Source organism: Photobacterium kasasachensis (assembly GCF_050336885.1).
Taxonomy (GTDB): Bacteria; Pseudomonadota; Gammaproteobacteria; order Enterobacterales; family Vibrionaceae; genus Photobacterium; species Photobacterium kasasachensis.
Genome location: NZ_JAKJSH010000013.1, coordinates 207,146 through 224,151, shown reverse-complemented (window position 1 = coordinate 224,151; position 17,006 = coordinate 207,146). Strand labels below are relative to the sequence as shown.

16 protein-coding genes and 2 pseudogenes are annotated in these 17,006 nt (G+C 43.8%); 9 read left to right on the top strand and 9 right to left on the bottom strand.

Annotated features, from left to right (window positions below; genetic code table 11):
• Positions 1 to 406 (bottom strand): annotated as a pseudogene (locus L4D19_RS19110) (IS4 family transposase); the annotation flags it as partial.
• Between the two features lie 282 nt (positions 407 to 688).
• Here L4D19_RS19110 and L4D19_RS19105 point away from each other — a divergent pair.
• From L4D19_RS19105 to L4D19_RS19095, 3 genes are all read left to right on the top strand, one after another.
• Positions 689 to 847: a hypothetical protein gene (locus L4D19_RS19105; RefSeq protein WP_428453798.1), complete on the top strand. Its 159-nt coding sequence runs from the start codon at positions 689 to 691 to the stop codon at positions 845 to 847.
• 247 nt (positions 848 to 1,094) lie between these two features.
• Complete coding sequence (locus tag L4D19_RS19100; RefSeq protein ID WP_428453797.1) at positions 1,095 to 1,607, top strand: hypothetical protein; 513 nt, start codon at positions 1,095 to 1,097, stop codon at positions 1,605 to 1,607.
• 165 nt (positions 1,608 to 1,772) lie between these two features.
• Positions 1,773 to 2,183, top strand: a complete 411-nt coding sequence (locus L4D19_RS19095; protein WP_428453796.1) for a hypothetical protein — start codon at positions 1,773 to 1,775, stop codon at positions 2,181 to 2,183.
• Positions 2,184 to 2,343: 160 nt separating this feature from the next.
• Here L4D19_RS19095 and L4D19_RS19090 read toward each other — a convergent pair.
• Both L4D19_RS19090 and L4D19_RS19085 read right to left on the bottom strand, forming a co-directional pair.
• Positions 2,344 to 2,616: pseudogene (locus L4D19_RS19090) on the bottom strand (IS4 family transposase); the annotation flags it as partial.
• Between the two features lie 154 nt (positions 2,617 to 2,770).
• Positions 2,771 to 3,544: a hypothetical protein gene (locus L4D19_RS19085; protein ID WP_428453795.1), complete on the bottom strand. Its 774-nt coding sequence runs from the start codon at positions 3,542 to 3,544 to the stop codon at positions 2,771 to 2,773.
• 757 nt (positions 3,545 to 4,301) lie between these two features.
• Between L4D19_RS19085 and L4D19_RS19080 the strand changes: the two genes are divergently transcribed.
• Entirely contained in the window at positions 4,302 to 5,147 is an 846-nt protein-coding gene (locus L4D19_RS19080; protein ID WP_428453794.1) for an MBL fold metallo-hydrolase, read from the top strand.
• A gap of 22 nt (positions 5,148 to 5,169) precedes the next feature.
• Here the strand turns inward: L4D19_RS19080 and L4D19_RS19075 are convergent, their stop codons facing one another.
• On the bottom strand, positions 5,170 to 5,877 hold the full coding sequence (locus L4D19_RS19075; protein ID WP_428453793.1) for an SDR family NAD(P)-dependent oxidoreductase: 708 nt from the start codon (positions 5,875 to 5,877) through the stop codon (positions 5,170 to 5,172).
• Positions 5,878 to 6,417: 540 nt separating this feature from the next.
• Between L4D19_RS19075 and L4D19_RS19070 the strand changes: the two genes are divergently transcribed.
• Positions 6,418 to 7,437, top strand: coding sequence for an NAD(P)-dependent alcohol dehydrogenase (locus L4D19_RS19070; protein WP_428453792.1), 1,020 nt, complete (start codon positions 6,418 to 6,420; stop codon positions 7,435 to 7,437).
• 75 nt (positions 7,438 to 7,512) lie between these two features.
• Here the strand turns inward: L4D19_RS19070 and L4D19_RS19065 are convergent, their stop codons facing one another.
• A complete protein-coding gene (locus tag L4D19_RS19065) occupies positions 7,513 to 8,004 on the bottom strand; it encodes a cupin domain-containing protein (RefSeq protein WP_428453791.1) in 492 nt (163 codons plus the stop codon).
• Between the two features lie 234 nt (positions 8,005 to 8,238).
• Here L4D19_RS19065 and L4D19_RS19060 point away from each other — a divergent pair, with 234 nt between their 5' ends.
• From L4D19_RS19060 to sgrR, 4 genes are all read left to right on the top strand, one after another.
• Positions 8,239 to 9,189, top strand: coding sequence for an HlyD family secretion protein (locus L4D19_RS19060; protein ID WP_428453790.1), 951 nt, complete (start codon positions 8,239 to 8,241; stop codon positions 9,187 to 9,189).
• Positions 9,182 to 10,108 (top strand): ABC transporter ATP-binding protein, encoded by a 927-nt coding sequence (locus L4D19_RS19055; protein WP_428453789.1) that lies wholly within the window; start codon positions 9,182 to 9,184, stop codon positions 10,106 to 10,108. The genes L4D19_RS19060 and L4D19_RS19055 overlap by 8 nt, the downstream gene beginning before the upstream one ends.
• Positions 10,105 to 11,199: an ABC transporter permease gene (locus tag L4D19_RS19050; RefSeq protein WP_428453788.1), complete on the top strand. Its 1,095-nt coding sequence runs from the start codon at positions 10,105 to 10,107 to the stop codon at positions 11,197 to 11,199. Before L4D19_RS19055 ends, L4D19_RS19050 begins: the two co-directional genes overlap by 4 nt.
• Before the next feature lie 197 nt (positions 11,200 to 11,396).
• Positions 11,397 to 13,091: an HTH-type transcriptional regulator SgrR gene (gene sgrR / locus L4D19_RS19045; protein WP_428453787.1), complete on the top strand. Its 1,695-nt coding sequence runs from the start codon at positions 11,397 to 11,399 to the stop codon at positions 13,089 to 13,091.
• Between the two features lie 148 nt (positions 13,092 to 13,239).
• Here sgrR and L4D19_RS19040 read toward each other — a convergent pair whose 3' ends face one another.
• The 4 genes from L4D19_RS19040 to L4D19_RS19025 form a co-directional block, all read right to left on the bottom strand.
• On the bottom strand, positions 13,240 to 14,436 hold the full coding sequence (locus tag L4D19_RS19040) for a D-alanyl-D-alanine carboxypeptidase family protein (protein WP_428453786.1): 1,197 nt from the start codon (positions 14,434 to 14,436) through the stop codon (positions 13,240 to 13,242).
• Positions 14,437 to 14,557: 121 nt separating this feature from the next.
• Positions 14,558 to 15,031: a hypothetical protein gene (locus tag L4D19_RS19035; protein WP_428453785.1), complete on the bottom strand. Its 474-nt coding sequence runs from the start codon at positions 15,029 to 15,031 to the stop codon at positions 14,558 to 14,560.
• Positions 15,028 to 15,969: an ABC transporter ATP-binding protein gene (locus tag L4D19_RS19030; protein ID WP_428453784.1), complete on the bottom strand. Its 942-nt coding sequence runs from the start codon at positions 15,967 to 15,969 to the stop codon at positions 15,028 to 15,030. The genes L4D19_RS19035 and L4D19_RS19030 overlap by 4 nt, the downstream gene beginning before the upstream one ends.
• Entirely contained in the window at positions 15,966 to 16,808 is an 843-nt protein-coding gene (locus L4D19_RS19025; protein WP_428453783.1) for an ABC transporter ATP-binding protein, read from the bottom strand. The genes L4D19_RS19030 and L4D19_RS19025 overlap by 4 nt, the downstream gene beginning before the upstream one ends.
• Positions 16,809 to 17,006 lie beyond the last annotated feature (198 nt).

The following is a 17,006-nucleotide window of genomic DNA, read 5'->3' as shown; positions in this document are numbered from 1 at the left end:
GAGAGTTGTAGTTTTTGAAAGTAAAAGTTTGCTCGAAAAGCGTAACAGAACGACCATCTACAGCAATAGATGCTCTTAGTACCATGAGTCGTTCATATTCGCGGATGTCAGCCCAATCGACTAAGACAATAGGCTGTGCATTGACCGAACAAAATTGATGACAGTGCCACCGATAAATATCGAGTCTGTCGTGGTGAAGGTGATTATTACCTAATAAACGGTGAACGCGCTTAATACAGTGTTTGGTTTTGGCCTTAGAAGGAAGTGAGTGCCCAAGCAAAGTAAGCGTAAGTGCATCATTGCTAAGCAATGATTGCACCGAGTCCATGAGTGATTGGAGTCTCTTTCTGTGAATGTTAGGGCATTGATTTTCCAGCGACTCGTGTAGTATTTGAATATCACGCATCTTGCTTTCAATCTTTTGTGTTTGTGGTGAATTCATTAGATTAGAAGGTAAGGTGCGTGTCTACCTATTGAACTACAAAGGTATTTTGTGGGGATTCACAAGTTGCAGGCGTTAGCTGCAACCAATAAACGGACGTACGTGATAGTCATCCAAAGATATTGTAATTGATATTTTGAGTGGCGCGATTTAGAGCTCAGTTGCTCTCGAAGATAGGTATCTTCACACTGCGGTTGAAGTCATCACTGTATTCTGAAGGATATTTGTTCTAGATAGGGATGCAAAGTGAGTAAAAGTACATGTCCGGCTATTGTTAACATGACATTTGATAAAGAAAGCCAAGACGCAATTAATGCAATAAATGATATAAATCAAACTGTTAAATATGGATGGGTGGCAACTGTTATTGGCCAGCTTGCATTGATTTTTGTGGGTTGGCTGTGAAAACGCAGGGGCTTTCAAATTTTATAGAGAAAAGTTTTGCATTTAATACTGTATCAAGTGATATCAGCCAAACATCATATAGTATCTACTCAGCAAATTGGGAGTACTTTTTTAAGTCACTGTCATCTTTAGATAGATATGCAAATAATCAAATAAGCACTATTGCAGGCCTTCAGATGATGAGAAGTAAAATTAGCCCTAAAGAAAGGTTGTTTTGGAAGTCTGTACATTATGGGTGCAAAATAAAATGAAGTTTAACTATTTGGTAATTATTACTTTTGTTGCGGGGTGCTCTTCACTTAGTTATGCAAGTGTGGATGATAACCTTGGCTTCGGTTCAGCTCTTCTTCAACAAAAGTTCGTTGATTATGAAAGTAAACATTCAGAGTGTATTTCTAAAAGTCAGACTGAGGTTCTCTCAGAGTCAGTGATAGGTAAACTGAAACAGTTACCTAGCGTTTCAGCAGAAGGGGTAGGTTATTTGAATCAAAGTGCAATTAGAGAATGCTCTCAGCCCGAATACGGTGAGTTGATGAGAATGCTGTTAGTGCTGGAAGCTTCAAATGCAACTGCTAATAAACCAAATTATATTTCAAAACAAATCATTACTATGAAGAAACTTATGTTTTCAGTAGTAGATCTAAATGTTGAGAGAAATTATCATGACTTACCAAAGAATATTAAGTATGAATTACGCTCGATTGAATCACTAAAAAAACCGTTTAACCTGATCGATGCTTATGAAAGAGCCTGGAACTAACTCTGGAAATTCCAGCAGCTAACAAAGCAACCAAGGTGACCCATTACACTCGGCGGTTTTGGTATAAAGTTCAGTGTGCTTTGTTGGTTTAGTGCGGGGCGCCTTATCGCAGGCGTTAGCTGCTTTATGAGGCATCAGGGAAACTCATGACGGAAAGGATATCCGATGAACAAATTAATATGGTCAGCACTAGCAATACTATTGTTTTCAATGTCATTAGTGTTTCTAACGTTTTTGCATGGAGATGGTGGCTATTTAGAGTCATTGATTGTGTCGTGTACGTTGTCGGCACCATTGATTATTGCATTTAGTGTTGTTGCGATGTTCTGTAGGACAGCAGTAAAAGAGAATCATAAGCTGCTCTGTAAAATGGCTACTGGTGTATTCGTTTTTACAGCACTGTTACATGTTTTTTGGAACAGCTTTATGCTTTTAGACGTTGTGCATAAAGGAGGCTTGGGTCCCGCACAGGGCTATTCGGGTCTAATTATGTGGTTTGGTAGTATGAAAGTTGCTTTGTTTGGCGCTTTTTCAGGAATAATTCTGCACTATATTTCACTTTGGTATAAAAATTAGTAGCTAGATAATTAATATTTTCAGAATCTATTGAGCACGCAGCTAACAAAACAATCAAGGTGATGCTTTTTACTCGGCGGTTTTGGTATGGAGTTCAGTGTGCTTTGTTGGTTTCGGTGGGGCACACCTTATTGCAGGCGCTGGCGGATCCCCACATAATTTACGCATGATAATTGTTCCTTGCCATTAGAATTAGGGTGGATTGCGCCCAACGAATTGCTGAATCGTTGATGTGATATTCCAGCCGTCGGAAGACCTCTTTTCCTAGCCTAACAAATGATAAAACGCGTCGGTCTTTTACAGAATTTGCCTGAAAGTGACGGTGCCAACCGTTATGTTCTGCAATTATTCCAAACCACCAATAGACCATAAAAGCGAACAGACCAATGAGTAGTAAAATGTCGAAGCGTTTAGGGTCTTTACCCTGAAGTTGGTTTTATTATCCATACAACGCATTAAGGTGACGCAGAACGCTTGGCGGTTTTGATTCGGAGTTTAGTAGGTTTGGTGAACTAGTAGTAACACACCTTATTGCTGGTTTAATGAATATGGCAGCACTTAACTGCCATATATAGTAGAGATATAGCTTACTCGTAATTTTCTGTAATATTTAAGCTAATATCATTTGGCTGATATCTGGATAGCTGCCACTCCTCAGTCAAAATGGTTTTACCACCCGCGTTACTACATATAATTCCCCTAGCAAAGTATGGAGAGTGAATACTGGTGTAATACCCTGGCCCCGACACTTCAAAGCTATCGCTAATAAACTGAGACTTGCTATCTTGTAGGAAATTAAACTCGGGAAGTACGCCAGTAAGCATATTACTCGTACAAACACCATCAGAGCTGTGATTATCAATGTAAGCTTGTGCCTGATAATTGAGGTTCAAGAAGAATCCCGGACGATATTTGTATGGTGGAATCCATTCCTCTCCTTGTAGATCTGGCTGAAGTTGAATAGAAGGGGAAGCTGGAACTTTATGGTATACGGCAAATGATTGCTCACCATCTTCGCAAGAAATCTTAAGCGCTTTTGCGAGCGTTTCATTGCCTTTTGGAAGCTCTCCGTGGACAACAAAGCCAAACGGCGTAGGTGTCAACCCAATAGTCGAAAAAGCTTCTTGAGTTGACTCTGAAATAAGCTCAGCCATTGTGCACTCAATTGTTGGCGACTGAGCATGAACAAGCGCTTCCATGTAATAATTTGAAGATGATCTCACTTCAATCTGTTTCACTGGACCGTTAGTATAACTCGTTATACGAGTTGCCGTACCATCTGTATCATAGACAGGTTCTGCGGCCTGTGCAGCACAGGAAACGGTCAACGCTAATAAGCCAATCATTTTATGAACAATCATGAATACTCCATTTATCGATTAAACACTATTAAATCTTCAGAATAATGAATATTGCACAGAGGGTTAAAAATAGTACTGTTAACAATGTTTATTTGCGAGTCAGTATACAAATAAAAGGCAGTTCAAGATAAAATAAACTGTTTTTGACTAAATCCTTTAACTATTGATCATTCAGTCGTTGAAAAATGAGTGCATTATTCTCTACTTGTAATATAGATAGAGACAGAACTTTACATTAAGAACATGGTTTGAAGGATTCGTTGAAAAAATCTGCTCGAAGCCGAAAAGTACTTAGAAAATGAATTTAACGTACATAAAAAAGCAATCAAAGTGACCGGTTAAACTCGGCGGTTTGGTATGAAGTTCACTGTGCTTTGCTGGTTTAGTGGGGCACTTTACGCCCGGCATTATTTGGTTCTTCGGATGCTTTGCAGGAATTTACTGATTGACAATCAGTTATCAATATATAACGATGTTTCAATGAAAATGTACATGACACAAGCCGGATATAAAAGCAACATATTTTCCAAGCCTAAATGACGTAATTTTATACGTATAAGCAAAAAATAGCCTTGCTGAATTAGTCGCAATGATGACAGTTTAGTACAACAAGTTAATAAGAAACTGTTTGTACTTATGCTTTGAATTCAGAGAAAGTAGAAGAGTAACAAGGTGCTAAAGAGGTTTTTTTAATTGCTCCCGGGTTACTGGAAACGGCACGAACCACAGAAAAGATTTTCTATCTCAATAGGTAATTATGAAACTTACAGCTTTAGTTGATAACTCACGGTTGAACAGCAGACCCGATCTCGCAGTTGAGAGAGGGCTATCTCTCCACGTAGAGACAATGGGTCAGCAGATTTTATTTGACGTCGGTAGTGGTAAAGCGTTTTGCGATAATGCTGCATTACTGGGTGTTGAAATTCGAGACATAGATGTTGCAGTTATTTCACATCGGCACCATGATCACTGCAATGGTGTTACTCATTTTCTGGATTGCAACACTAAAGCTCAGGTGTACTTTCGAGACTGTGAAGAAACCGATTATTCTTTTAGGGTATTTGGCTTTAAGAGTAATATCGGTATTGAGAGGGAAATATTTGAGAAAGCACCAGAACGATTTTCTTTCGTTAACGAGATGACAGAAATATTGCCTAACATTTATGTTGTTACGAATATAGGCTCCAGGTATCAACAACCAAAAGGTAATAAATACCTGTTTGTTAATTCAGGTAAGGATTGCAAGCCAGATACTTTTGACCATGAACTACTCCTGATTATCAAAGAAAGCGATGGTCTCGTTGTTTTTACAGGTTGTGCACATAGTGGGGTTATCAATATGGTTCAAACTGCTGTTGAGCTTTTTCCGAGCGCAAGGATTAAGGCTGTTGTAGGTGGTTTTCATCTTGTCGGCTTACCGATATTTGATAGTATCGGAGGAAGTAAAGAGGAGATTAAGGCTATCGGGCAGGCTTTGGAAAGTTATCCAATCGACAAGCTCTACACGGGTCATTGCACTGGAATGAAAGCGTTTGGGATACTTAAAGATGTTTTGGGTGATCGACTTGAACATCTCCCAACAGGGCGTAGTGTAACTATCTAGTTTTGTAGTGAGATTTAGTATGCTACCAAGGTATCTCTGAGCCATCATAGCTAAAGAATTTACCAGAATCAGCAGGCGCTGCAGTATTTAATACATTCAATACGCACTGGGCTACATAATCTGCTGTAAACAGTTTGTCTGGTTGTACGTTTTTCTGAAATGGTTTTGATAGGTCAGTATCGGTAGTTCCTGGATGAAACGCGAGTACACAACAGTTAGGTAGCTTATGTTTCCACTCTATGCTAATGGTTTTAATGGCCATGTTCAGCGCTGCTTTTGAGCATCGATAACTGATCCATCCACCGATTTTATTGTCCTCTATGCTCCCGATTCGAGCAGAAAGTGAAATGAAGTATGTTCTATGCTTCGACTTCAGCTGAGTAGAAAAGTATTTTGCTAGGTAGATAGTAGGAAGGACGTTTGAATGAATGTTCTGGTCGAAAAAGTCACGAGTAAATTCATTGATAGATTTTTCTGGTTTTGTGTCCGGTAAGTGCAGAAATCCAGCTGCATTGATTAGTATATCCAGTCTCGGAATGCTGTCTGTGAGTGAGCGAAAATCAGGCTCAGACGATGCGTCTATGTTGAACCAATGAATACGATCATTATCAATTTCAGGTTTGTTAGTTCGGTAAGTTGCATAAATAATGGCTTCAGTGTTAGATGCAAGGAACAGGTTTACCAGAGCTGAACCTATACCGCCAGAGCTGCCAATAATGAGAATTCTCAATGTTTAACCACCTTTATATTATAGATTCTGTAAGCATAGGACATGGGAGTTGGTAGGGCTAATAAGGCTCCTGATCATTTGATAAGTCGGTATAGGTTGAGGGCTATCTAGTTATACTCGGTAGTTAAGCAAATAGTGTACAAGCAACGGATGATCTGTATAACGCTATTATCTGAGAATATTTCTGAACGTTATTATGTCTTGTTGATACTTAAAGTATTCTGTTTTTGGTTATTGTTAATAATAAGAGGTTAGATTATAAATAGCTTCTTATTATTGCAAGCACAGTACTCCGTGATTTTGTTGTTAGGGTAGGGTTAATGTTTTAAATTTGATGTAACTACTTTTGTTCTCAGTTAAGAGATGAAAGTCATAGAATTTCATGCACCATATATTTGTTGCAGTCATGCTTTGCAAAAGGAAATAGATAAATCAACTTTTCTTAGTAAAATCCTTAATGAAACTGATTACTTATGTATAAATACGCGATTAGAAATTTATAAATTATTTAGCTAACAATCAATTTATGAGGAATCGCGAATGTGTAATGATAAATTTAATGCTTATGCTGTTATGGAAGCGGGAGGTAAGCTTGTACCCTGGTCTTATAGCCCTGAAGCAATGGGCGATTGGGATATTGATGTCAAGATTACCCACAACGGTGTGTGTCATACGGATCTGCACATGAGGGATGATGACTGGGATATTAGTCAGTTTCCATTAGTGGCAGGTCATGAGGTAGTCGGTGAAATCGTAGGAACAGGAAAACTGGTTAAAAACCTCAATATCGGTGACCGTGTCGGCTTAGGCTGGATTCGAGACTCGTGCCGTTCTTGCGACCATTGTCTCAGTGGTCAGGAGAACATCTGCCGTGAAGGGTACACGGGCCTAATTGTTGGGCACCATGGTGGATTTGCTGACAAGGTGCGCGTCCCTGCCGACTTTGCCTATCGAATTCCTGATGGGCTTAGCTCTGCAGCTGCAGCACCGCTACTATGTGCCGGTATCACTGTATACACCCCACTCAGAACTCATATTGACAAACTCGGTATGAAAGTGGGTGTTATGGGTATCGGAGGTCTGGGTCATCTTGCGCTTCAATATGCCAATGCAATGGGAGCTGAAGTAACGGCATTTTCGACGACCAAGTCGAAAGAAGAAGAAGCTCGCAGTTTTGGCGCTCATAACTTCCTTCAGTGGGGCAACGAAGATGAAATGGCTGAGGCTAAAGGAACATTCGATCTCATTGTTTGTACCATCTCTGCTGATGCTGACTGGAACATGGCGTTCGATCTTCTTGCGAATAATGGAAAACTCTGCTTTGTCGGCTTACCGGTTTCAGAAATGAAAGTGCCATTGTTACCGTTGATTTTCGGTCAAAAATCAGTTGTTGGCAGTATCGTTGGTGGTCGTCACTTCATGCAGGAGATGCTTAATTTCTCTGCAGTACATGGAATTGAGCCACAGATTGAGATAATGCCAATCAACGAGATAAACGAGGCGATGGATAAGGTAGCTGCCAACAAGGCTCGTTATCGTATTGTTCTTGAAACGGCCTGATAATCAAGAGCTGCCCTTTCTATGAAGGGCAGCTCAAAATGAGCTACTAAATGAATTTACGCCAACAAATGTTGTTTAATTCTCAGGGCGGCTCAAGCGTTTAATAATCTCTTCGTGTTGAGGGTACATATCCAGCAGTGTTTCTTGGCTAAAGAGCTCGAAATCTTCGAACGTAAAGCCAGGTGACACCATGCAGCCTACGAGTGAGAATCCTGGTTTATTCATAGCCGAACCAAAAATGCATCCTTTGGGTACGAGGAACTGAGGTCGTTCTCCAGCCGCGATATCAAGGCCTAGCTGTGCCGTTGTTAACTCACCTTGCTCTGAAATCATATAGATAGTCAGTGACTCACCGGCGTGGAAGTACCACATCTCATCAGCGGTTAAGCGATGGAAGTGCGAAACCTCACCTGTTCGAAGAAGAAAATAGATGCTGGTCCACAAAGAGCGTGTCTGGTCGAAATTGCTTTGTGAGTTATACGAGGAACGGTAGTAACCACCTTCAATATGCTGTTCCAGCTCTAGGTGTTGAATGAAATCATCAGCAGTTTTCAAAGTAATACCCATAAATTAATGCATGGTTATAAAGAGAGAAAAGTACAATAAATTAGGTACTTATTGACTCTTGGAATTAAGCGTATGAATGTAGCAGAGCCATGATGATGAAGCAATTCGCAAGAACTTGATATAGAGCACTATTTTGCTCATCACTTCCTCTTCTTTTAGGTAATTAAATCGATTGTCCATTAGTTTCAACGGCGTACACTTTTAATATGACTTGAAATTGATAGGGGCGGTGCTATGGGAAGAGTATTGCACACTTTATTATTGATGTTTGCCGTAACAGCATGTACAGAGCAAGGGCCAACGGAGGCTTTGGGCACACTTGAACGTGACAGGGTCACCCTGACAGCCACCTCTAGTGAGATAGTTCGCCTGCAGCCTGTTAAAGAAGGTGAGTTTGTCAAAAAAGGTGACGTGTTAGTTCAGTTGGACAACAAGCAGCAGCTTGCAGTTATTGCTCGCGTTAAGGCTGAAGAAGCTCAAGCTGCTGCATATTTGCTGAAGTTGACCAATGGTGAGCGCCCCGAAGATATCGCAGCTGCACAGGCCAGTGTTGAGCGAGCAAAAGCAACACTGACCGAGGCAGAGAGTTCCTATCGCCGTATAACCAAACTTGTTGCTCAAAAATTAGCAAGCTACTCAGAGCGTGATAGGGCGAGGGCGGAGCGTGATGCTGCCCAGGCTGATTACCATTCCGCTGCTGAGAACCTTGCCAAATTAACCAGCGGGGAACGTCCGGAAAATATCACTCAGGCTCAGGCATCCCTTGAAGCGGCCAGCGCAGAGGTCGCCCTTCAACAGCAAATTCTCGATGATCTGACGATTATCGCCACCCGGGATGGGGTGTTAGATAGCCTGCCGTATAATGTCGGTGAGCGAGTATCAACGAGCAGTATTGTGGCTGCCATTCAGGCAGATACAGTTCCTTATGCGCGTGTTTATGTACCTGAGCCATATAGGGTGAAACTGAAGGCGGGTGATAAGCTGACAGTGCATGTTGATGGTATGGCGAACAGTTATATCGGTACTTTACGTTGGATTGCTACAGAGCCGGCCTTTACCCCATATTACGCACTGAATGAACAAGACCGTGCCCGTTTGGTTTATCTGGCTGAGGTCGATATGCCTGACGAAGCCAAAGATCTCCCCGCAGGTGTACCCGCTCAGGTGGAGATGCCTCATGAGTGAGAATGCAATAGTCGCAAAGCAGCTCACTCGGAAGTTCGGCGATTTTACCGCTGTAGATGGGCTTGATCTTGTGGTCCCGACGGGCAGCATTTATGGCTTTCTCGGTCCGAATGGCTGTGGGAAGTCGACAACGATACGTATGCTTACAGGCCTGCTAAGTCCGACAACCGGGGAGGTTGAAGTCCTTGGCTTGGAAGTGCCCCGGGAAGCAGAAAAGTTACGCCTTCGTATTGGTTATATGACCCAGAAGTTCTCGCTGTATGAAGATCTGACCGTTAAAGAAAATCTTCAGTTTATTGGTCAGATTTTCGGTATGTCGACAAAACCGCTTGCCAAGCGTATTGATGAACAACTTTCTACCTATGGCCTTGATAGGTTAGTCAGGCAGCGGGCTGGGAGTATGAGTGGTGGCCAAAAACAGCGTCTGGGGCTTGCTGCAGCCACGATGCACCAACCCAGCCTACTGTTTTTGGATGAACCGACTTCGGCTGTTGATCCAGAAAATCGCCGTGATTTTTGGGAGCAATTATTTGATTTGAGTGATCAGGGAACGACGATTCTTGTTACCAGCCATTATATGGATGAGGCAGAGCGCTGTCATGGTCTGGCAATTATGGAATCGGGTGTGGTTCGAGCGAATGGCTCCCCGGAAGATCTGATGAAGAACATGGGCGTAACGGTTGTCGAGGTACAGGCCAATAATCTCCGCCAGCTCAAAACAGAGCTATTAAAGCGAGACGAAATACGCTCTGCGGCGCAATTGGGGATCCGGTTACGGGTGCTTGTCGAGCAGGATATTACTGAGCCGACAAAATGGCTGAGGCAGCAGTATCCAGTGCTGGGTAACGCAGAATTGACGATAGCACGGCCAAGCCTGGAAGATGTGTTCGTGACAAGTACGGGGGAGGGAAGGCAATGAATAGCCTGTTTCGTATGAGTGCGATAATGGTGAAAGAATTTCGCCAGCTGTCACGAGACCGCATTACGTTTGGTATGGTTGTGATGATCCCACTGATACAGTTGCTGTTGTTTGGTTACGCAATCAATACCGATGTTCGAAATATCCCAGTTGCGGTTGTTGATCAAAGCCATTCTGCTGTGGGAAGGGTGATAACCGAAGCCGTGAAAGCAACGCAGGTGGTCGTGGTTACGCAGTCTTACCCTACAGCGGCAGAAGCCGAACAGGCGATTACTGAAGGTACGGTAAGAGCAGCGCTGGTCCTTCCTTCAGATCTGTCACAGCGGATCGTGCAGCAGCGCACCGTCGGGCAGTGGCTGGTGGATGGTTCAGATACAATGATCAGTTCGGCCTTGCTTCAATTACAGACCATGCCATTGCAGGATCTCCTGACATACCAGCCGCCTGCTGAGCCTACTTTTGATGTTGCTTTGTATTTCAATCCATCCAGACGTTCAGCTGTGAATATCGTTCCTGGTCTGCTTGGCGTGATTCTGACGATGACAATGATACTGTTTACCTCGGCAGCAATAGTGCGCGAGCGGGAGCGGGGCAACCTGGAGCTATTGATCACCACGCCGGTACATTCTCTCGAGCTGATGATAGCGAAAATCATCCCCTATATTTTTGTCGGGCTCATTCAGGTTGGGATCATCCTTGGGCTGGGGCATTTCATATTTGATGTTCCGATAAACGGTGAGTTATCGCAATTGTTGCTTGGGACCTTATTGTTTATCTCAGCCAGCCTGACTTTGGGGCTAGTAATATCGACGATAGCCCAGACTCAGCTTCAGGCCATGCAGATGACGGTGTTTATCTTGTTGCCCTCAATCTTGTTGTCGGGCTTTATCTTCCCGTATGAGGCAATGCCTGATATTGCCCAGTGGATATCCGAGGTATTACCTGCAACACACTTTATGCGCCTGATCCGAGGTATCGTTTTGCGAGGGGCTGATTTGATTGATTTGTGGCGTGATGCCGTTTGGCTGGTCGGATTTACCGTCATTGGTTTACTTGTTGCTTCGATGCGCTTTAAGAAGAGCCTCGACTGATTGCTTTTCGATGTCCGTTACTCAGTAAAAAGATGGTAGCCAGCATTCACTCAGGAGATTCACAATTGAATGGGGGTAAAAATGATCAGCTCTTGTACTGGCTACCATCGGAATCACTTTGTTTTTGTATACGTTTGATTTTAAGTTAAAATAGGAAGTGAAAAACAGAATAAATAAATTACAAAGGTTCCTCTTTTATGAGCAGTCAAAGGCTTAAAATTCAATTTCAGCGCCTCTATAGCCACTTTTCCGGAGAAGACTGCGAAACAAACCTGCAGGATATTGCCGAAGTACTGTTTTGTACCCGTCGTAACGTACGCATGGTGATCAACAAAATGGTTGAAAAGGGCTGGATTGATTGGCAGCCTGCGGTAGGACGAGGAAAGCAGTCAAAGCTTGTTTTTCACAGCTCTGACAGTGAATTACAGTACATGCATGCGCGAAAGCTGGTAGCAGAAGGCAAGCTGGAGCCAGCGCTCGATGTGCTGGAAAACAACGCAGATAAACTGGCACAGCTCATCCAGGAACAGCTAGGACACACCACAGCACAAGGCAAACAGATTGTTCGTCTACCGTACTATCGAGCATTCAGTAACCTTAATCCGCTGTGTCCGCTTCGTCGTTCGGAACAGCACTTAGCCAGACAGATCTTTAACGGCCTAACCCGAATAAATGAGGAAAAAGAGGAAGTCGAGGGTGATTTGGCGCATCACTGGGAGTCTCTTTCTCCACGCCACTGGCGCTTTTATATTCGTCCCGCGGTCAGATTCCATGACGGCAAGTTGCTTGATAGCCAGGACATTATCACAACGCTTGAGCAGGTAAAAAAACAGCGACTGTTTAAGCATATTCAAACAGTTGACTCACCATTTCCCAATACTATTGATATTTACCTTAGAAGTGATGACTATCGATTACCTGAGCTACTGAGCAATGTCAGTGCTGTTATTCAGCCAGCCGATGCTGAGCATGAAAGGGATAATGAGCTTTTCCCGATAGGTACAGGCCCGTACCGCGTTATACAGAATGACAAGCAGCGATTTAAGCTAGAGGCATTTGATCACTATTTCGGTATGCGAGCACTGATTGATGTCGTTGATATCTGGATGCTGTCAGAAGTGGCCTCATGCTATCTACAGCCGGCGGCGGATAGCAGCCAGCTAAGTGGTGTCAGTGTTTCAACACGTCTTAAGCTGGATGAGGGATGTAATTATCTGCTGTTTAATCGAATGACAGGTCTGGCTAACAATGATCAATGGCTAGCATATTTTAGATGTCGTTTAACGCCATTGAATGTACTGCCTCTGCTTGAAAAGAATGAAATCGGAGATTTTCGTCTTACCAATGCCTATGGCATTCTTCCCGGCTGGGCGCATATGCCTCTGATGACAGAAAAAACTTCGGTACCGGCAAGACGTAATGTTACGTTGGCGTTCGCGGAGCAACATCCGGTTTATCCGTATATTGCTTCTGCCATGCGTAAGCTATTAGCGGAAGATGGCCTTAAATTAAAAGTGCTGGAGCTATCGACGATGGAAATTTTATCGGGTAAGCATGCAGACAAAATTGATATCTGGCTTGGGGGGATGAGCCTCAGTAACTACCGTGATGATGCCATCTTGTCTTGGTTTTATAATTTTGACCATATCGCACGCGCTATGCCCGAAGCGGAGTTTGACGAAATAGAGCGTAGCGTTGCACATTGGCGTGCTGACATTGCCATGGAGTCACCATGCCAGAGCATCGGTGCCAAACTGGTTCAAGGTGGGCAGATCCTTCCGCTGTTCCATAATTGGCTGGGGGTTGATGACACGGGGGTTATTCAGGGCATGCAGTCTAACTCAATGGGATGGTTTGATTTTAAATCGGTTTGGATGAAGCCGGAGCACTAATGACTAGCCTGGGGCTTCATCATTCTTGAATCATGGCTTCATAAGAGTGTCATCTTTGATGGTGACTATGATTAGTTACAGAAATATATAGTCCGCCCCGTTATTGAGAGAACAGGCCCGTAGGCCTGTTCTTATTAGTAGAAGCGAGTTATTTAGGCTCCCAATCCTGCTCGGTAAACCATTGGCCGATTGGTCGCCAGACAACATCAATCATAGATTTATACCAGGGGGCCTTGCTGGCACTTTCAGCCGCTAGAATGGGTTGTTCTGTTAGCAATTCATCATTTAGATACCATTCCACTTTGCCAACTTGTGTCCCTTTTTCGACTGGCGCTTCGAGCTCATTGTTATAGAAGATCCTGTGTTCAATATTCTTTCGCTGGCGCCTTGGCACGGTGATTGTTCCTCCGTCGGCTACCTCAACGGCTATGGCAGAAGGGGAGCCATACCATACTTTAAGCGTAGACAGTTCTTTGTTGCTAAATTGCGGCGTAATATCCTGGAAGAAGCGGAACCCCCAGGTTAGGAGCTTTTTGCTTTCGGTACGACGTATATTCACACTGTCGGTTCCCATCACCACAGCGATAAGGCGCTGATCATTTTGTTCAGCAGAGGAGACTAAACTGTAGCCAGCTTTCTTTGTGTAACCAGTTTTGACTCCATCGACGTTCAATGAGGTATCCCACAGCAGGGCATTACGGTTTCCTTGCTTTATCTTCTGGAAGGTAAACGATTTCTCTTTAAAAAAGGGATAGATATCAGGCAGGTCCTGAATGAGTGCACGTGTCAGCAGGGCCATGTCATAGGCTGTTGTATGTTGGTCTTCAGAGTCCAGGCCGTGCGGGTTGGCAAAATAGGTGTTATCCATTCCCAACTTTTCAGCCGTGCGGTTCATCATTTCGATAAATGCTGGCTGATGGCCTGCAACATGCTCGGCAAGCGCAACAGTGGCATCGTTACCCGATGAAATAATCACCCCGCGGTTGAGATCATCAACAGAGACTTCGTCACCGACATTGAGAAACATTTTTGATGAGCCGGGAAACTTCTGACCCCACGCATTCTCGCTGATAATAACTTTGTCGTCCGCTGCAATATGCCCCGCATTGAGCTCTTTTCCCACCACGTAGGTTGTCATTATCTTTGTCAGGCTTGCCGGTGCCAATAGTGCCTGTTCATTTTCACTGGCGATGACCTGACCTGACTCGTAGCTCATCAAGACCCAGGCTTTTGCGGCAATCTCTGGTGGACTGGGCATGGATTCGGCCAGTGCGGAAATGCTAACGCTAGTGCTACAGAATACAGAGAATAATAAGAAGTGCTTGATAATTGCCTTTAACGTCATAGTTCTAAGACCTTCAATAGCTTATTTGCTGCGCTATCTTTAGCTTAGTAAAAACTTGTGAAGAGAGGATAATTTTTACATCAGCCTTACCGTTTGGTAAGGCTGAGTGTGTTACGGGGAATTACTTAATTGCTGGGTAGTTATCGGAGTAGGCTAGGTTGAGGTTGTTCTGGCCTTCCATGAACATCACGTGTAGTTCAATGAGCTGTGTACTTTCCTGCTGCCATTTTGTCTCGCACTGGCGCTGACAAAATTCCATGATGGCGACAATCATCCGGTCCAGCTTTTTTAGGCACCAGCGCTTCATATCACTATCAAGTTCTGGTCTGCATGCCATATCTTGCAACTTGGCATAAGCAAACTGCAGATAGCTGAAGGCTTTGTCTATCTCTTGACGGTCTTGATAGTAGTAACTCAACCGCGTACAGGCATCTAACCAATAAGCCAAAGCCTCACTGTGAAGCTCGCTTTCTATTGGTCCGAAAATTTCTTCCGGTGCATGGCTAACGGCGTTAACTAATATGTCAATATCAGACTGTTGCTGTGGATGGTACCAGGATTTTATCCCGGCTAACCAGATACTAAGTTGGTTCATGCAACGTTTTCCTTTTCGCTCTCCCAGTTGACTACGAAATGGTTATCGCTGATTTGCTGATAGCCATCGACTTCCTTGAGGCTAAGTGTACGAATTTTATCCGCACTTAAGGAATAGTTTGGCTCAGAATCAACAAGCTGGTGGAAAGGCAGGTCCGGATCCGGAACCGCCGATATCAATAATCGAGTATAAGGATGAGTTGGATTCCTCAGAATAGAGCGAGTGTCTCCCCATTCCACTATACGTCCACGGTACATCACAGCGGTTTCTTCAGCAATATAATGGGCAGTAGCCAGGTCATGGGTGATATAAAGAAAACCAATGCCCATTTGCTCTTTCATCTGTTTCATCAGGTTGAGGACGCCGAGGCGAATAGAAACATCCAGCATGGAGGTGGGTTCATCGGCCAGAATGACCTCGGCCCCAACGGCAATGGCACGGGCCAGGTTAACACGCTGTCGCTGACCGCCGCTGAGCTGGTGAGGATATTTACTCAGATCAGAAACCGGCAGCTCGACGAGCGTCATCAGCTCTTCCAATTTTGCTCGTAATGCTTGCTTATTGCTGACTTGCTTGTGGATCAGCAGAGGGCGAGTCAAGTGGTGCTCAATCGTGTGAGTAGGGTTGAGTGACCCGAATGGATCCTGGAAAATCATTTGTACTTTGCCGCGATACTCAAGGAGCTCTTTTCTCGAGGTGATCTCGGTAATATCCTTGCCGTTAAATAAGATTTTCCCCTGTGTCGGTTCATGCACTTTGGTAATGAGCCTGGCACAGGTACTTTTACCACAGCCAGATTCCCCCACAAGTGCCAGGGTACGTCCTTTATATAGCTTGAAACTGATATCATTGAGCGCGCGGAAGATGTCTTTCGATCCCATACCGCCCGCCAGGAACTCTTTGACAACGTTTTTTACTTCTATAATCGGCTGGCTCATAGGGCAATATCCTCTGTAACACGAATGTGATCGGCTTCTTCATGAATATTCGGGAACGAAGCCCATAGCTGCTGTGTATATGGGTGTTGCGGGTTGTTTCTGATCTCTTTGGAGCTGTTTACTTCAACAATTTTCCCCTTGCGCATAACGGCAACGCGATCACATAGCTGGGTCATGAGGGCAAGATCATGGGTGATGAACAGTACCGAGAAATCAAACTCTTTTCGTAGTTGATAGATTTGTTGCAGTATTTCTCGCTGGACAACCACATCGAGTGCGGTGGTCGGTTCGTCCATAATGATCAGCTTGGGACTTAGGCTTAGTGCGATAGCAATAACCAGCCTTTGCCTCATACCACCGCTGAACTGATGAGGATAGTCAGATAAACGGTCGCGCGGAATGTTGACCAAATCCAGTAACTTCTCAGCGCGATCATTGGCCTGTTCGTTGCTATATCCTAGATGGTGCCTCATAACATCGGCAAACTGCTCTTTAAGGGGCAGTACCGGATTGAGGGAGTTCATGGCACTTTGGAACACCATAGCAATTTCTTTCCAGCGAATAATCCCCATTTCTCTTTCGCTAAGCGTGAGGAGGTCGAGGCCGTCGTAGTGAATTTGACCATGAGTAATAAGGGCTGGCGGCTTATGTAGACGGTTAATGGCAAAAGCAATGGTACTTTTGCCACAGCCGGATTCGCCGGCGAGTCCAAAAATCTCGCTTTTACCTATATCAAAGCTGACGTTATCTACCGCACGAAAGTCACCTTGATCGGTAACATAGGTGATTTCCAACTCTCTAATGCTTACCAATGGTTCGGGGTGAAATGCCTGTTCCACGGTTCTCTCCCTAAGACAATACAAGTTAATTCGCAATGCAAATTATTATCATTTCTATTTAATGTAAAGTGAATAAATAGAGAAGGTGATGGGGTCGACATTAATTAATTAACTGTTTCATTATTTGCGCTTTTGATTACTCATTTAGCCAAATAACTGAAGGTTGTTAAGGGTATGTTGCTAGTTTTGGTCGGCTTA

Coding starts and splice junctions, on each gene's coding strand:
- L4D19_RS19100 (WP_428453797.1), top strand. CDS start 1,095: ATGAAGTTTAACTATTTGGTAATTATTACTTTTGTTGCGGGGTGCTCT.
- L4D19_RS19095 (WP_428453796.1), top strand. CDS start 1,773: ATGAACAAATTAATATGGTCAGCACTAGCAATACTATTGTTTTCAATG.
- L4D19_RS19085 (WP_428453795.1), bottom strand. CDS start 3,544: ATGATTGTTCATAAAATGATTGGCTTATTAGCGTTGACCGTTTCCTGT.
- L4D19_RS19080 (WP_428453794.1), top strand. CDS start 4,302: ATGAAACTTACAGCTTTAGTTGATAACTCACGGTTGAACAGCAGACCC.
- L4D19_RS19070 (WP_428453792.1), top strand. CDS start 6,418: ATGTGTAATGATAAATTTAATGCTTATGCTGTTATGGAAGCGGGAGGT.
- L4D19_RS19065 (WP_428453791.1), bottom strand. CDS start 8,004: ATGGGTATTACTTTGAAAACTGCTGATGATTTCATTCAACACCTAGAG.
- L4D19_RS19060 (WP_428453790.1), top strand. CDS start 8,239: ATGGGAAGAGTATTGCACACTTTATTATTGATGTTTGCCGTAACAGCA.
- L4D19_RS19055 (WP_428453789.1), top strand. CDS start 9,182: ATGAGTGAGAATGCAATAGTCGCAAAGCAGCTCACTCGGAAGTTCGGC.
- L4D19_RS19050 (WP_428453788.1), top strand. CDS start 10,105: ATGAATAGCCTGTTTCGTATGAGTGCGATAATGGTGAAAGAATTTCGC.
- sgrR (WP_428453787.1), top strand. CDS start 11,397: ATGAGCAGTCAAAGGCTTAAAATTCAATTTCAGCGCCTCTATAGCCAC.
- L4D19_RS19040 (WP_428453786.1), bottom strand. CDS start 14,436: ATGACGTTAAAGGCAATTATCAAGCACTTCTTATTATTCTCTGTATTC.
- L4D19_RS19035 (WP_428453785.1), bottom strand. CDS start 15,031: ATGAACCAACTTAGTATCTGGTTAGCCGGGATAAAATCCTGGTACCAT.
- L4D19_RS19030 (WP_428453784.1), bottom strand. CDS start 15,969: ATGAGCCAGCCGATTATAGAAGTAAAAAACGTTGTCAAAGAGTTCCTG.